Genomic DNA, 15,164 nt, shown 5'->3' with positions numbered 1-15,164 from the left:
ATGGACGCCATCGCCACCCGCCCGTTCGACCCGGCCCTGCTGCGCCGCGCGGGCCGCCTGCTGCTGCGCACGCTGTCGCTCGTCGCCTGCGTGGCGGCGTGGCAGTGGGCCGCTGCGCACCACCTCGACCTGGGCCTCGTCACATTTCAGAACGTGCCGTCGCCGAAGGACGTCCTCGACGCGGCCGCCGCGCTGCTCGAATCACCGAAGCTGGCGCTGCACCTGAAGGCCAGCGTGGGGCGCGTGTTCGCCGGCTTCGCGGCGGCGGGCCTCGTCGGCATCGCGCTGGGCCTCGTCATCGGCCGCTCGCGCCGGCTGGAAGACGTGCTGCTGCCGCCGCTGGAAATGCTGCGCCCGATCCCGGCCGTCGCCTGGATCCCGCTGGCGATATTGATGTTCCCGTCGTCCGAGCTGTCGATGGTGTTCATCACGTTCATCGGCGCGCTGTTCCCGATCCTGCTGAACACGATCCACGGCGTGGAAGGCGCCGATCCGCGCCTCGTCGCGTCGTCGCGCAGCCTCGGTGCCGGCCGCGGCACCATCTTCTCGGAGGTGATCCTGCCGGCCGCAGCGCCCAGCATCGTCACCGGCCTGTCGATCGGCATGGGCACCGCATGGTTCTGCCTCGTGACGGCGGAGATGATCTCGGGCCAGTTCGGCATCGGCTACTACACGTGGGCCGCGTACACGATCCAGAACTACCCGGACATCGTCGTCGGCATGCTGTTCATCGGCGTCATCGGCATGGGCAGCAGCGCGCTCGTGAAAAAGATCGGCGACCTCGCCATGCCCTGGTACCACATGCAAAGGAAGAAGCGATGAACCAGACCACCTCGTTCGAGCGCGCGCAACTCACGCAGGGCGGCGCCATCGAGATCGACGACTTGCGAATCCGCCTCGGCGAAGGATCCCAGGCGTTCGACGCCGTGCAGGACGTGTCGCTGTCCATCGCGCCCGGTGAATTCGTCTGCGTGCTGGGGCCGTCCGGCTGCGGCAAGTCCACGCTGCTGGGTGCCCTCGCCGGCCACTGGACGCCGAGCCGAGGCAGCATCCACGTGGACGGCGCCTCCGTCGCCGGCCCCCATCCGGACCGCGGCCTCGTCTTCCAGCAGCACACCTTGTTTCCGTGGAAGACGGTGTTGGACAACGTCGCGTTCGGCCTCAAGATGCAAGGTGTCGCCCGGCGCGAACGGCGCGAACGGGCACGCGCGCTGCTGGGCCTCGTGGGCCTGGCCGGCTTCGAGGACCGCTACCCGGTCCAGCTGTCCGGCGGCATGCAGCAGCGCGTGGAGATCGCGCGCGTCCTCATCAACCATCCGCGCGTGATGCTGATGGACGAACCGTTCGGCGCCCTCGACGCGCAGACGCGCCTGAAAATGCAGGAACTGCTGCTGGACGTGTGGGCGCGCGTGAACACGACGATCGTCTTCATCACGCACGACATCGACGAGGCGCTGTTCCTCGCCGACCGCATCCTCGTGATGAGCCCTCGCCCGGGCCGCATCATCGACGAGATCCGCCTGGACTTTGCGCGCCCGCGCCATCCGGACCTCATGACCTCGAACCACTTCACGCGCCTGAAGCGGCACTGCCTGGACCTGCTGCACCCGCAGGCCAGCATCACGCCGCTGGCGCGCCTGAGCCCACTGGGGCCTCCCTGAAACCTGCCATGCAAGGACACACCGTGACGACCGAACTTTACGACGACCCCGACCTCGCCGAGCTGGCCGAGCGCCTGCACGACGATGACGCGACCGTGCGCCGCATCGCCGTGCTCGACCTGGCCGACCTGGACGGCGACGCCCACGTGCCGCTGCTGCTGGCCGCGCTCGACGACGCTGCCGCGACCGTACGCACGCAAGCCGCGCAGGCGCTGGAAGCGTTCGAATCGCCGGCCATCGTGCGGGGCCTCGCGCACGCGCTGTCGGACGAGGATGCCGGCGTGCGCACCGCCGCCGCCCAAAGCCTCTCGGAACTCAAGCTGCCCGAGTCGGCGCAGGAACTGCTGCCGTTCATCGCTGGCGGCGACGCTTTCGTGCGCGCGGCCGCGCTGCGCGGCGTGCGCGAGCTGCGCGTACCAAGCAGCTTTGCGCCCGCGCTGGCGGCACTCGACGATGCCGACGCGCTCGTGCGGCGCGAAGCCGTCGCGGTGCTGGGCTACCTGAAACGCCTCGATGCCGTCGATGCGCTGAAACGGCTGGCCGTCCACGACCCCGAGCCCGACGTGCGGCGTGCCGCGGCCGGCGCGCTGGGCTTTGCGGACGGGGTGCCGTCCGTGCTGGCCGCGCTGCTGGCCGCGTTGTCCGACGCCGCCTGGCAAGTGCGCGAGGAAGCCGCGACGACGCTCGGCAAGCTGCGCCTCGCCGACGCGGCGCCCGCGTTGATCGCCGCGCTGGACGACGCGTACTGGCAGGTGCGCCTGCGCGCCGCGCGCAGCCTGGGCCGCCTGCGCAGCCGGGATGCGCTGCCCGGCTTGACGGCGGCGCTCACGCACGCGATCAGCAACCTGAGAAAGGAGGCGGCGCTGGCGCTGGGCGAAATCGGCGCCGCCGCCGCGCTGCCCGCGCTGCGCGCGGCGGAAAGCGATGCGGACCCGGAGGTGCGCAAGTCCGTGCGCCTCGCCATCCAGCAGATCGGGGCGGCCGCATGACGGCGCTGCCGGAAGCCATCGAGAACCACGCGGCGCAAGGCGTGCTGGCGCTGCGCTGGCCGGACGGTCGCGAGGCGCACGTCACGCATGCGCGGCTGCGCGCGGCGTGTCCGTGCTCGGGATGCCGCGCGTTGCGCCGGGCCGGCGGCAACGTCGCCGTCGACGCGACGGTGCGCCTGGCGGACATCGAGCCGGTGGGTGCGTATGGACTGAACCTCACGTTCAGCGACGGGCATCGGCGCGGCATCTATCCGTTCGAGATGCTGTCGACGTTCGCCTCAATGTAGGGTGGACGGGGTAATTCAGGCCAGTGGCCTGAATTACAAACGTCCACGCGTTCAGCCGGCTTGTGCACGCCGCGACGCTGATCGGCGTCCGTTGAACGCGTGGACGGCGGAGCCGTCCACCCTACGTAAAAGGCGATTTCCGTTGCCAGTTCTGCGCCACGGCTCGGGGAGCCCGCGCGGAAGTCAGAACGCGATCTCGGTTGCCAGTTCCTGCCCCAGATGCAACTCGCTGCCCGCGCCCGCCGTCACGATGCAGTTCATGCCCAGGCACACGGCGCCTTCCATGCGCGGATTCGCGCGGTAGGTCTGCAGGATGTCCAGGGGATCCGGCCCGCGCACGCCTGTCGCCTGGTCGACCGACGGAATCGGGCAGCGCGCGCACGGCTTCACGGGACGGATCTCCACGTCGCCGATGCTCAACGTGGCAAGAAAATCCTCTTCGCAGGCATCGATGCCGTCGACGACGAGGTTCGGGCGGAAGCGGTCCATCGGCAGCCCATGGCGGCCCGCCGCGACGAGGCGCGCGTTGAGGTCGTCGAGCGACGCCTGGCCGATCAGCAGCAGCGGATAGCCGTCGGAAAAACGCGTCTGTGCCGGCACGCCGTTCGTCCACTTGGTGCTCGTCGGGCGGACGGCATCGCGGTGGAAGCGCACGAGGCGGCACGGCGTGCCCAGCGCGGCCGAGAACCACGCGGCGGCCGCGTCGCCGCAATCGGCGGCGTCGACGGTATCGTCCCAGATTTTTACCGTGCGCTTGCGCACCGCATCCGTCCAGGCCAGCGGCAGCACGAATTCATCCATGCCGGGCGCATGGACGCGCAACCGGTCGCCGTCGGGCAGCGGCCGGATCAGCGCCATGCGCGGGTGCTCGCGCTGCGTGAGGAACTGGCCGTCTTCCGTCACGAGCATCCATTCGCGGTCGTGCACGCCGAGCGCGGCCAAGCCGGATTCGAGCACGGTGGCGGAGCGGACGGCGATGCCGGCGCAGGATTTGATCGGGTACAGCAGCAGATGGGTCAGGGTGGCCATGGATCGCTTCGGCGGAATGGGTCGGAATGACGCCGACAGTATCGCATCAAACGGCGTCCGTGCCCACGGGTCGGGAAAACCGGCTGGCCAGGAAATCGATCAGCAGCCGCAGCTTCTTCGACATGTGGCGCTTGCTCAGGTACAGCGCGTGGATGTCCAGCGCGCCGCTGGAGAAGCCGGCCAGCACGGGCACGAGGTCGCCCTTTGCTACCGACGGCTCGAGCGCGAATGCCGGGCCGAACACGATGCCCAGCCCCTGGCGCGCGGACTGGCATGCCAGCGCCACCGAATTCGACCGCAGCGGGCCGTCGACCCGGACCGTGACCTGGCTGCCGTCGACCTCGTACCACCATTCGCCCGGCGTCGTCACGCCGTTCAGGTACAGGCAGCGATGCGCCGCCAGCTCGGACGGGTGCGCGGGTGTGCCGTGGCGTGCCAGGTACGCGGGCGCCGCGCACGTGAGCATCCGGCTGGCGCCGAGCCGGCGCGCGACGAGCGACGAATCCGGCAAGCGGCCGATGCGCAGCGCCAGGTCGAACCCTTCGCCGGCGAGGTCGGCGAAGCGGTCCGTCAGTTCGATGTCGAGCACGATTTCGGGGTAGCGCTCGAGGAAGTCCACGAGCACGGGCGCCAGGTACTGCTCGCCGAACGCGACGGGGGCCGTCAGGCGCAGCGGGCCACGCGGCACCGCCTGCAGCTGCATCGCCTCGCGGTTCGCGTCCTCGATGTCGGCGAGGATCTGCAAGCAGCGCCGGTAGTAGTTGTCGCCCGCCTCCGTCAGCGCGAGCTTGCGCGTCGTGAGCGTCAACAGGCGTACGCCCAGGCTCTGCTCCAGCCCACGCAGGTGCTTGCTCACCATCGCGTGCGACAGCCCGAAATGACGCGCCGCCGCCGCGAGGCTGCCCCCGTCGACGCTCCTGACGAATACGGCCATGCTGGTCACCCGGTCCATGCGATCTCCCACCTGAAGTTGTAAATGCTGCGACTATTTACCGGATTATGCTCCGGATCGAACGAAGCTACAGTGCCCGCATTATTCATCCAATCGGGAGCGGCAATGAAGATCAAGACCAATGGCATCGAACTGAACGTGGACCGCTGCGGCAGCGGCGGCACCACCCTGCTCTACCTGCACTACTGGGGCGGCTCGGCGCGCACGTGGCGGCCCGTGACCGCCTTTCTACCGGACGACTACGCGCATGTGGCCGTCGACTTGCGCGGCTGGGGCGATTCCGCCAGGCCGGACGCCGGCTACGGCCTGGCCGACATGGCCGCCGACGTGCGCGGCATGGTCGACACGCTGGGTCTGGAACGCTACGTCCTCGTCGGCCACTCGATGGGTGGCAAGCTCGCGCAATACGTCGCGGCGGACCGCCCGGCCGGCCTGCTGGGCCTCGTCCTCGTGGCGCCCGCCCCGCCGCAGCCGCTGGCGCTCGATGCCGGGCAGCGCGACGCGATGGTGCACGCGTACGACGATGCGGCCTCGGTCCAGGCCACGCTCGACCACGTGCTGACGGCAGCTCCGCTGACGCCCGCGCTGCGCCACCAGGCCGTCGCCGACAGCCTGCGCGGCGCGCCGGTGGCGAAACGGGCATGGCCGAACGGGGCGATGGCGGAAGACATCACGGCGCGGGCGCGCCGGATCGACGTACCGGTGACGGTCGTGTCGGGTGAACTGGACAGGGTCGATCCGCCGGCGACACTCCTCACGCACCTGCTGCCGTTCATCCCGCACGCCGTGCTGGAAACCGTCGCCGGCCGCGGCCATCTGCTGCCGCTGGAGGCACCGCAGGCCGTCGCCCACGCGATCCGGCGCTTCGTGAACGACCTGACGCCACGTTTGCAAAGCCGATAAAACCCGCGTACACTCCGTCCCGTCGCTCCGGCCACCGGGGCGGCACCAATGCTAGGGGTCCTGCACCGTCATCGACGGCGTGGGTGAGAAATACCCTCCGAACCTGATCTGGATAATGCCAGCGAAGGGAAGCTACAGAGTCGACGCGCACACGCTGCCGTATCCTCCGCACCTCCTTGACGCTGGATCGCCGATCTTCAGTGACCAACAAGGAGTGCACTTGAACGCCGATCCGAAATTCCTCTCCGCCAGCGCCACCGTCGACGCAGCCGCCGTCGCGCCGCTGCCCAATTCCCGCAAGGTCTACGTGACGGGCAGCCGTCCGGACATCCGCGTGCCGATGCGCGAGATCACCCAGTCCGACACGCCCGCGTCGTTCGGGGCCGAACCGAATCCGCCCGTGTGGGTCTACGACACGTCGGGCCCGTACACCGATCCCGACGCCGCCATCGACATCCGCTCCGGCCTGGCCCCGCTGCGTGCCGACTGGATCCGCGAGCGCGGCGACACGGAAGAACTGGCCGGCCCGACGTCGCACTACGGCGTCGAACGCCTGAACGATCCGAAGCTGGCCGAGCTGCGTTTCAACCTGCAGCGCAAGCCACGCCGCGCCGCGCCTGGGCGCAACGTCACGCAGATGCACTACGCGCGCCAGGGCATCATCACGCCCGAGATGGAATACGTCGCGATCCGCGAAAACCTGCGCCGCCAGGACTACCTCGCCGCGATGGAGGCCGCCGGCCCGACGGGCAAGCGCATGGCGCAGATGATCGGCCGGCAGCATCCGGGCCAGTCGTTCGGCGCGGCGATCCCCCGTGAGATCACGCCGGAATTCGTACGCGACGAGATCGCGCGCGGCCGCGCCATCCTGCCGAACAATATCAACCACCCGGAATCGGAGCCGATGATCATCGGCCGCAACTTCCTCGTGAAGATCAATGCGAACATCGGCAACTCGGCCGTGACGTCGTCGATCGGCGAGGAGGTCGAGAAGATGACGTGGGCCACGCGCTGGGGCGGCGACACCGTGATGGATCTCTCCACCGGCAAGCATATCCACGAGACGCGCGAATGGATCATCCGCAACAGCCCCGTCCCCATCGGCACGGTGCCGCTGTACCAGGCGCTGGAAAAGGTCAACGGCAAGGCCGAGGACCTGACGTGGGAAATCTACCGCGACACGCTGATCGAGCAGGCGGAGCAAGGCGTCGACTACTTCACCGTCCACGCCGGCGTGCGCCTCGCCTACGTGCCGATGACGGCGAACCGCCTCACGGGCATCGTGTCGCGCGGCGGTTCGATCATGGCCAAGTGGTGCCTCGCCCACCACAAGGAATCGTTCCTGTACACGCACTTCGAAGAGATCTGCGAGATCATGAAAGCGTACGACGTCGCGTTCAGCCTCGGCGACGGCCTGCGTCCCGGCTCGATCTACGACGCCAACGACGAAGCGCAGCTGTCCGAACTGAAGACGCTCGGCGAGCTGACGCAGATCGCGTGGAAGCACGACGTGCAGGTGATGATCGAAGGCCCGGGCCACGTGCCGCTGCAGCTGATCAAGGAAAACATGGACCTGCAGCTGGAGCAGTGCCACGAGGCGCCGTTCTACACGCTGGGGCCCCTGACCACCGACATCGCGCCCGGTTACGACCACATCACGTCCGGCATCGGCGCCGCCAACATCGGCTGGTACGGCACGGCGATGCTGTGCTACGTGACGCCGAAGGAGCATCTGGGGCTGCCCGACAAGGACGACGTCAAGGACGGCATCATCACGTACAAGATCGCGGCGCACGCGGCGGACCTCGCGAAAGGCCATCCGGGCGCGCAGATCCGCGACAACGCGTTATCGAAAGCGCGCTTCGAGTTCCGCTGGGAAGACCAGTTCAACCTGGGCCTCGATCCGGACAAGGCGCGCTCGTTCCACGACGAGACCCTGCCGAAGGACTCGGCGAAAGTGGCGCACTTCTGCTCGATGTGCGGCCCGCATTTCTGCTCGATGAAGATCACGCAGGAAGTGCGCGACTACGCGGCCGGCCAGGGCATCGCCGCGAACGCCGCGTTGGAACAGGGCATGCAGGTGAAGGCCGTCGAGTTCATGAAGCGCGGCGCCGAGCTGTATCACAAGGAGTGACGCCGTGCTGGACATCGAATTGAACGGCGTTGCGCACCAGCTGCCCGCCGAGTCCAGCCTGCACGACCTCGTCGAATCGCTGGGCCTCGCGGGACAGAAGCTCGCGCTGGCCGTGAACCGCCAGGTCGTGCCGCGCGAGCGCTGGCGCGACACGCTTCTTTCGGCGCGCGACCGCGTGGACGTGGTGCGCGCGATCGGCGGTGGTTGATCCTCGAACGATAGGAACTACGACATGACGAATGCAATCCCTGCGGACCGGCCGCTGACCATCGCCGGCAAGGAATACAACTCGCGCCTGCTGGTGGGCAGCGGCAAATACCGCGACCTGGAACAGACGCGCGCGGCGACGGAAGCGTCGGGCGCCGACATCATCACGGTGGCGATCCGCCGCGTGAACATCGGCCAGCACGCGAACGAACCGAACCTGCTCGACGTGGTGCCGCCGTCGCGCTGGACGATCCTTCCGAACACGGCCGGCTGCTACAACGCAAAGGACGCCGTGTACACGCTGCAGCTGGCGCGCGAGCTGCTGAACGGCCACAAGCTCGTCAAGCTGGAAGTGCTGGGCGACGAGAAGACGCTGTTCCCGAACATGCCGGAGACGCTCGTCGCCGCGCGCGAACTGGTGCGCGACGGCTTCGACGTGATGGTGTACTGCAGCGACGACCCGATCCAGGCGCGCATGCTGGAAGACATCGGCTGCGCGGCGATCATGCCGCTCGCGTCGCTGATCGGTTCCGGCATGGGCATCCTGAACCCGTGGAACCTCTCGCTGATCATCGAGCAGTCGCAAGTCCCCGTGATCGTGGATGCCGGCGTCGGCACGGCGTCGGATGCGGCCATCGCGATGGAACTGGGCTGCGACGGCGTGCTGATGAACAGCGCCATCGCCGGCGCCAAGGACCCCGTCCGGATGGCCGGCGCCATGCGCCTCGCCGTGGAAGCGGGCCGCGAAGCATATCTCGCGGGCCGCATGCCGCGCAAGTTCGCGGCATCGCCGTCGTCGCCGATGGCGGGCCGCATCTGATGGAGACGCCACTGCGGCCCTGCGTGCTCGTGTGCGCCGGCCTCGATCCGTCGGGCGGCGCGGGCATCCAGGCCGACATCGAAGCGATTTCCGCCCAGGGCGCGCACGCGCTGCCGCTCGTGACGGCGCTGACGGTCCAGGACAACAATGCCGTGCACGAAGTCGTGGCCGTGGACGCGGGCCTGCTGCTGCGCCAGGCCGCGCTGCTGGCCGATTCGATGCCGATTCGCGCGGTGAAGATCGGCATTCCCGGCAACCGCGACAACGCAGAGGCCATCGCCGCCATCGTGCGGATGCTGCGCGCGCGGCAGCCTGACTTGCCCGTCGTGCTCGACCCCGTGCTGGCCAGCGGGCGCGGCGACAACCTGTCGCGCGGCGATGCACTGGCCGCGCTGGCGCCACTGCTGGACGTGGCTACGCTCGTCGTGCCGAACCTGCCGGAAGCGGCGGCGCTGCGCATCGCGACGACGGGTGAAGACCTGCCCTGTCCGCATGTGCTGGTCACCGGAGGGCACGCCGACGGCGCCGACGTCGTCAACCGCTGGCTCAGCGCCGAAGGCAGGCGCGAATGGCGCTGGCCGCGGCTGCGCGGCGAATTCCACGGCAGCGGCTGCACGCTGGCGTCGAGCATCGCGGCCCGGCTTGCGCTGGGCGACTCGATGGTGCAGGCGCTCGAACTGGGCCAGCGCTACTGCGACCGCACGCTCGCGCACGCGTACGCGATCGCGCCCGGCCAGCGCGTCCCGCGCCGCATCCACCCGTGAGGAGACAAGACATGCGAGGTTTGTACCTGGTGACCCCGAACTGGGACGACACCGACCGATTGCTGGACGTGACGGAACAGGCGCTGCGCGCCGGCGCCGCCGTCATCCAGTACCGCCACAAGGACGCGGGCCCGGCGCTGCGCCGCGAACAGGCGTCCGCCCTGCTCGGCCTGTGCCGGCGCCACGGCCGGCCCCTGCTGATCAACGACCACGTGCTGCTGTGCACGGAGCTCGACGCCGATGGCGTGCACGTGGGCGGCCTCGATGCGCCGGTGGCGGCCGTGCGCGCAACGCTGGGGCCAGGCAAGATCGTCGGCGCCTCGTGCTACGGCGACCTGGAACTGGCGCGCCGCGCGCAGGGCGAGGGCGCGAGCTATGCCGCGTTCGGCGGCTTCTATCCGTCGCTCGTCAAGAAGTATGCGGTGACGACGTCGCCGGACATCGTGCTGCAGGCGAAGGCCAGTCTGTGCGTGCCCGTCGTCGTGATCGGCGGGATGACGGCAACGAATGCGCGGCCGCTCGTGTCGCGTGGGGCGGACATGGTGGCCGCGATCAGCAGCGTGGTGCAGGCGCCGGATCCGTTTTCAGCCGCGCGGGAGTTCGTCGGGTTGTTTTAAGCGGCGGTGGTGACGGTGGCGTTTGGTGGGCACGGGGTGCCCACCATTGCGTGCGCGTTACGCCTTCGCCAGTTTGAACTGCGCCAGCTCGCCGGTCAGGTAACCGACCGCCGCACCGAACTTGTCCTTGTAATTGGCCTTGACGAGCGGATCCAGCGTAGCCTTCACGCCCGCGTGGATGCCGATCCAGTCGCCCGGGTGCTGGAAGTTGCTCATGATGTAGGTCCAGCCATTGACATCGTCCACCGCATGCAGGCCCGTCGACTCCGCGCCGGACGGCACCGACAGCACGCGCGACAGCTGCTTCGTGTCGACGTTGTACGCCCACAGGAAGTTATTCACGTGCAGATTGCTGTCCTCGCCGATGAACAGCGTGCGCATCTTTTCCGAGAACTTCAGGTTGTCCGGGTTCGCGATCTTGTCCGGGTTCGCCGTGTTGCCGAGGGCATCGGCGGCGATGTCCTCGCCCGTGATCAGGGCCTTGATATCGGCGGGCATCCACTCGCTGTTGATGGCATTGCCCGCGGTGTCCTTCTGGCCGCCCTTGAGGCTCAGCGCCATCACGGCGCCGGCGTTCAACGCGGCCGGGATCGCGATGCCGTTGCCCGCCACGTTGGCCGCGTTACCCGCGACCATCGAGCCCTGGCAGTACGACAGCGCCGAGTACGCGACCTTGTCCTTGAGGTTGACGGTCGTGCCTTCCATCTTGGTGAAGCCCAGCGAGGCGCCCATCAGCGCGGCGTAGCGATGGGTCTCGAGGAAGGCCGCGGCCTTCTCCATGCCGGATTTCAGCCTGACCCACTCGGCCTTGCCGCCGACGACGATCTTCGTATAGGTCGCATCCTGCGGATCGGTGGTGGCGCGGTCCATGATGTCGGTCGCCTTCAGCGAGGCGGCCAGCGCACGGATCTCGTCGCTGGTGGCCGCGCCTAGCTTGATCCACGTGAGCGGAGCCGCGGCGGCCGCCGGGTCCAGCGAGAAGCCGGCGCCGACCTTCGCGACGTACAGCGTGCCGGAGGACAGGTCCTTCTCCTTGTCGGCCACGAACACGAAGTAGGCGCTGTTGGTGGCGTCGTCGCCCATGATCACGGTGCGGTTGTCGCCCAGCACCTGCACGAGTTCGTGCGAGATGCGGCCCATGCAGTAATGCTTCTTGATCGTGGCGGTGCCGTCCGCGTTCACCGTGACTTCCGGCAGGTGGCCGTAGTTGTACGGGTTGGCTTTCGTCTCGTCGCCGTACAGGTTGCGGCTGAACGTCTTGAACTGGTCGTCGCCGGCGGCGGTGAAGGCGTTCGGCTCGTACTCTTCGCTCGACAGATGCGTGCCCCACGGCGACAAGCTGGCGCCGCACGTGATCCACAGGCCGTTCACGCCGGAGGTGTCGACGTTGTGATACTTCACGAGGGACAGCTTGCCGGTGGCCTTGTCCTGGTCGAGCGTCAGCACGGCGATCGGGGACGGCAGCCTGCCGTACATGTCGGTCTTGCCGTCCTGGGCCCACGTCGTGTACTCGAATTGCACGACGGCGAACACCGTATTGCCCTTCACGCCGGCCACGTTCGCGTTCGGCACGGTCAGCAGCGACGTGCCGTCCGGCGAATCGGAGAAGAACTGGCGCGCCGATCCGGCGACCGTGGTGTCGACGATCGCCTTGTTGTTGATGTCGTAGTAGCCGCCGGCGAGGATGGTGCCGCCGCTGCCGTTCGGGACCATGTCGCCCGTGATGAAGAACGGTTGATACGACAGCTTGAAATCGAGCTTGCTGCTGTCGCTGAAGTTGACGGTCATCGTCGACGCCACCGACGTCGTGGCCATCGCGGCCGCTGTGGCCAGCGCGGGCGCCGCCATCGACCCGAACGACACGCTCGCGAGGGTCACGGCCGGCGTGGCCGCGGTGCTCGTCGGGCTATCGTTGCCGCCGCAGCCGGCCAGCAGGGCAGCGACACCGCCGGCGCCCAGCGGCAGCATCGGGGTGGCGCCCATCATGCGAAGCAGGCGGCGGCGGGACAGGTCGGTGTTCTGGTTCATGCGTCAACTCTCCAGGATGCATTCAAGGGAACGCGCTCGTGGCGCGGAATGCCCGGAGGTTAGTTGACAAATATTTCACCTTCATTACAGAAATTTAATGTTGGCGACCGCGCTCATCCCGTGACGAGGATCGCGCGGAAATCGTTCACATTGGTCAGCGTGGGGCCGGTGACGACGGCGTCGCCGAGCGCCTGGAAGAAGCCGTGGCCATCGTTGTCGTCCAGGCTGCACATGGGTTGGATGCCCTTGTCGAACGCCCGGTCCAGGGTGTCCGGCGCAAACCAGGCGCCGGCGATCTCCTCCTGCCCGTCGACGCCATCGGTATCGCCGGCGAGTCCGTACACGCCGCGCTCGCCGCGCAACGCGATTGCGGCCGCGAGCAGGAATTCGACGTTGCGCCCGCCCCTGCCCTGGCCGCGCACGGTGACCGTCGTTTCGCCGCCCGACAACAGGATGCACGGCGGCCTGAAAGGCTGCCCGCGCCTCGCGACCTGCAGCGCCATGCCCGCCATGACCTTGCCGACGTCGCGCGCCTCCCCTTCCAGGCTGTCGCCGAGGATGTGGACGGCGACGCCCGCCGCCTCCGCCACGCGCGCCGCGGCCTCCAGAGCCATCTGCGGCGTCGCCACGAAACGCACCTCATGGCCGGCCAGGCGTGGATCGCCCGGTTTGACGGATTCGCCGGCGCCGCTGTCGAGCACCTGCGTGACGTTGGGCGGCAGCGCGATGCCGTAGCGGCGCACGATCTCGAGGGCGTCGCGGCACGTACTCGGGTCGGCGACCGTCGGCCCCGACGCGATGTCGAACGGCTCGTCGCCGGGCACGTCCGAGATCAGCAGGGTCACCACATGCGCCGGGTGGCAAGCCGCAGCCAGCCGCCCGCCCTTGATGGCGGACAGGTGACGCCGCACGCAATTCATCTCGCCGATACTGGCGCCCGACGCCAGCAGCGCGCGGCTGACCGCCTGCTTGTCGGCGAGCGTGATGCCGGCCAGCGGCAGCGGCAGCAGCGACGAGCCGCCGCCGGAGATCAGGCACAGCACCGTGTCGCCGGCGCTCAAGCCGCGCACCATCTCGAGCATGCGCACCGCCGCGCGTTCGCCGGCCGCATCGGGCACCGGGTGGGCCGCCTCGACGATCTCGATGCGTTCGCACGGCACCCCATAGCCATAGCGCGTGACGACCAGTCCTTCCAGCTTGCCCGGGTAGTGGCGTTCCACCGCCCGCGCCATCGCCGCCGATGCCTTGCCGGCGCCGATCACGACGAGGCGCCCGCGCGGCGGCGCCGGCAGATGCGGCGGAATGCATTCGTCCGGCTGGGCTGCCGCGATGGCGGCGTCGAACATCGCCTTCAGCAGCTCGCGCTCGCGTCCCTTGAACATATGCTTGGTTTCCATATTTTTCATGCCGACAGATTCTGCGGTTTCGCCAGGCTTACCATGGCATCGTCGCGCACTTCGCTCACCTGCGGCGCCGCCTCCTGGTCGCATGCCGGGTCGGCGCCATCGAGCACACGCGCCATCCGCGCACGGTCGACGGCGCCGACCCAGCGGGCCACGACGACAGTGCCGACCGCGTTACCGATCGTGTTCGTGATGGCACGCGCTTCGGACATGAAGCGGTCGACGCCCAGCAGCAGCACCATGCCGGCCACGGGGATCTTGCCCATCGATGCCAACGTGGCAGCCAAGGTGATGAAGCCGGAGCCCGTCACGCCCGCCGAGCCTTTCGACGTGATCATCAGCACGCCCAGCACGACCAGCTGGTCCATCAGCGTCAGCGGCGTGTTGGTGGCCTGCGCGATGAAGATCGCGGCCATCGTGTAGTAGATGCACTGGCCATCGGGGTTGAACGTGACGCCGGCCGGCACGACCAGGCCCACCACCGGTTTCGCCACGCCCAGGTGCTCCAGCTTCTTCATCAGCTGCGGCACCACGGATTCCGACGAGCTGGTGCCGAGCACCGTGAAGATCTCCTCGCGCAGGAAGCGCAGCAGTTTCCACAGGCTGAAGCCGGAGATCCGGGCGACGGCCCCCAGCACGACGAACACGAACGCCACGCAGGTCAGGTACATGGAGCCCATCAGCTGGCCGAGCGACAGCAGCGAACCGAGGCCGTACTTCCCGACCGTGAAGGCGATGGCGCCGAACGCGGCCACCGGTGCGATCCGCATGACCATGCCCAGCACGATGAACATGCCGGTGTTGAACGCTTCCAGCATGTCGACCACGGGCTTCGCATGACGCCCCATGCGCGACAACGCGATGCCGAACATCGTGCCGAACACGAGGATCTGCAGGATGTCGTTCCTGGCCAGGGCGTCGAGCGCGCTGGTTGGCACCATGTTCAGCAGGAAGTCGACGAAGCCCGTCGATTTCGCGGCCGCCGCCGTGTAGCTGCTGATGCTCTTGGTGTCCAGGTGGGCGGGGTCGACGTTCATGCCCACACCGGGCTGGATCACGTTCACGACGATCAGGCCGAGCAGCAGGGCGAACGTCGACATGACTTCGAAATAGATCAGGGCACGCGCGCCGACGCGCCCCAGTTCCTTCAGGCTTTCCATCTTGGCGATGCCCAGCACCACCATTGCGAAAATCACCGGCGCGAACACCATCTTGATGAGCCGGATGAACAGGTCGCCCAGCGGCTTCAGGTCGGTGCCGAGCCTGGGGTAGAGGTAGCCGAGCAGACCACCGGCGATGACGCCAATCAGAACCTGGACGTACAGTCTTCCGAAAAAGGATTTGGCCATGATGTCTCCTGGGGTTTGCAC

At 68.3% G+C, this 15,164-nt stretch carries 15 protein-coding genes and 1 riboswitch; of the genes, 10 read left to right on the top strand and 5 right to left on the bottom strand.

From position 1 onward, the window contains the following. The 4 genes from NX784_RS05480 to NX784_RS05465 are packed head-to-tail and all read left to right on the top strand — an operon-like array spanning window position 1 to window position 2,937. The gene (locus NX784_RS05480; RefSeq protein WP_258815657.1) at window positions 1-822 is read left to right on the top strand and encodes an ABC transporter permease; all 822 of its coding nucleotides are present in this window, start codon (window positions 1-3) and stop codon (window positions 820-822) included. Beyond that, entirely contained in the window at window positions 819-1,661 is an 843-nt protein-coding gene (locus tag NX784_RS05475) for an ABC transporter ATP-binding protein (RefSeq protein WP_258815656.1), read from the top strand. Before NX784_RS05480 ends, NX784_RS05475 begins: the two co-directional genes overlap by 4 nt. A gap of 8 nt (window positions 1,662-1,669) precedes the next feature. Continuing rightward, a complete protein-coding gene (locus NX784_RS05470) occupies window positions 1,670-2,650 on the top strand; it encodes a HEAT repeat domain-containing protein (protein ID WP_307735865.1) in 981 nt (326 codons plus the stop codon). Beyond that, complete coding sequence (locus NX784_RS05465) at window positions 2,647-2,937, top strand: DUF971 domain-containing protein (RefSeq protein ID WP_258815654.1); 291 nt, start codon at window positions 2,647-2,649, stop codon at window positions 2,935-2,937. Before NX784_RS05470 ends, NX784_RS05465 begins: the two co-directional genes overlap by 4 nt. A 183-nt stretch (window positions 2,938-3,120) precedes the next feature. On the opposite strand, the gene NX784_RS05460 is transcribed toward NX784_RS05465, so the two are convergent. Together NX784_RS05460 and NX784_RS05455 are read right to left on the bottom strand one after the other, a co-directional pair. Then, the gene (locus NX784_RS05460) at window positions 3,121-3,966 is read right to left on the bottom strand and encodes an MOSC domain-containing protein (protein WP_258815653.1); all 846 of its coding nucleotides are present in this window, start codon (window positions 3,964-3,966) and stop codon (window positions 3,121-3,123) included. Between the two features lie 46 nt (window positions 3,967-4,012). Then, window positions 4,013-4,918 carry a LysR family transcriptional regulator gene (locus tag NX784_RS05455; protein ID WP_258815652.1) on the bottom strand — a complete coding sequence of 302 codons (906 nt, stop codon included), beginning with the start codon at window positions 4,916-4,918 and terminating at the stop codon, window positions 4,013-4,015. Window positions 4,919-5,023: 105 nt separating this feature from the next. Here NX784_RS05455 and NX784_RS05450 point away from each other — a divergent pair, with 105 nt between their 5' ends. From NX784_RS05450 to thiE, 6 genes are all read left to right on the top strand, one after another. After that, complete coding sequence (locus tag NX784_RS05450) at window positions 5,024-5,821, top strand: alpha/beta fold hydrolase (RefSeq protein ID WP_258815651.1); 798 nt, start codon at window positions 5,024-5,026, stop codon at window positions 5,819-5,821. Between the two features lie 43 nt (window positions 5,822-5,864). Then, a riboswitch (TPP riboswitch) is annotated at window positions 5,865-5,968 on the top strand. 73 nt (window positions 5,969-6,041) lie between these two features. After that, window positions 6,042-7,955 (top strand): phosphomethylpyrimidine synthase ThiC, encoded by a 1,914-nt coding sequence (gene thiC, locus NX784_RS05445; RefSeq protein WP_258815650.1) that lies wholly within the window; start codon window positions 6,042-6,044, stop codon window positions 7,953-7,955. Window positions 7,956-7,959: 4 nt separating this feature from the next. After that, window positions 7,960-8,163, top strand: coding sequence for a sulfur carrier protein ThiS (gene thiS / locus NX784_RS05440; RefSeq protein WP_258815649.1), 204 nt, complete (start codon window positions 7,960-7,962; stop codon window positions 8,161-8,163). Window positions 8,164-8,187: 24 nt separating this feature from the next. After that, on the top strand, window positions 8,188-8,982 hold the full coding sequence (locus NX784_RS05435; protein WP_258815648.1) for a thiazole synthase: 795 nt from the start codon (window positions 8,188-8,190) through the stop codon (window positions 8,980-8,982). Beyond that, a complete protein-coding gene (gene thiD / locus NX784_RS05430; RefSeq protein ID WP_258815647.1) occupies window positions 8,982-9,746 on the top strand; it encodes a bifunctional hydroxymethylpyrimidine kinase/phosphomethylpyrimidine kinase in 765 nt (254 codons plus the stop codon). Before NX784_RS05435 ends, thiD begins: the two co-directional genes overlap by 1 nt. 11 nt (window positions 9,747-9,757) lie before the next feature. After that, window positions 9,758-10,363, top strand: coding sequence for a thiamine phosphate synthase (gene thiE, locus NX784_RS05425; RefSeq protein ID WP_258815646.1), 606 nt, complete (start codon window positions 9,758-9,760; stop codon window positions 10,361-10,363). A 57-nt stretch (window positions 10,364-10,420) separates the two neighbouring features. Here thiE and NX784_RS05420 read toward each other — a convergent pair whose 3' ends face one another. The 3 genes from NX784_RS05420 to dctA form a co-directional block, all read right to left on the bottom strand. Beyond that, complete coding sequence (locus NX784_RS05420; protein WP_258815645.1) at window positions 10,421-12,391, bottom strand: PhoX family protein; 1,971 nt, start codon at window positions 12,389-12,391, stop codon at window positions 10,421-10,423. Between the two features lie 113 nt (window positions 12,392-12,504). Then, window positions 12,505-13,788 carry a glycerate kinase type-2 family protein gene (locus NX784_RS05415; protein WP_258815644.1) on the bottom strand — a complete coding sequence of 428 codons (1,284 nt, stop codon included), beginning with the start codon at window positions 13,786-13,788 and terminating at the stop codon, window positions 12,505-12,507. Window positions 13,789-13,793: 5 nt separating this feature from the next. Continuing rightward, entirely contained in the window at window positions 13,794-15,143 is a 1,350-nt protein-coding gene (dctA, locus tag NX784_RS05410) for a C4-dicarboxylate transporter DctA (protein ID WP_258815643.1), read from the bottom strand. Window positions 15,144-15,164 lie beyond the last annotated feature (21 nt).

Source organism: Massilia pinisoli (genome assembly GCF_024753285.1).
Classification (GTDB): Bacteria; Pseudomonadota; Gammaproteobacteria; order Burkholderiales; family Burkholderiaceae_D; genus Telluria; species Telluria pinisoli.
This window is presented reverse-complemented; position numbering and strand designations above follow the sequence as displayed.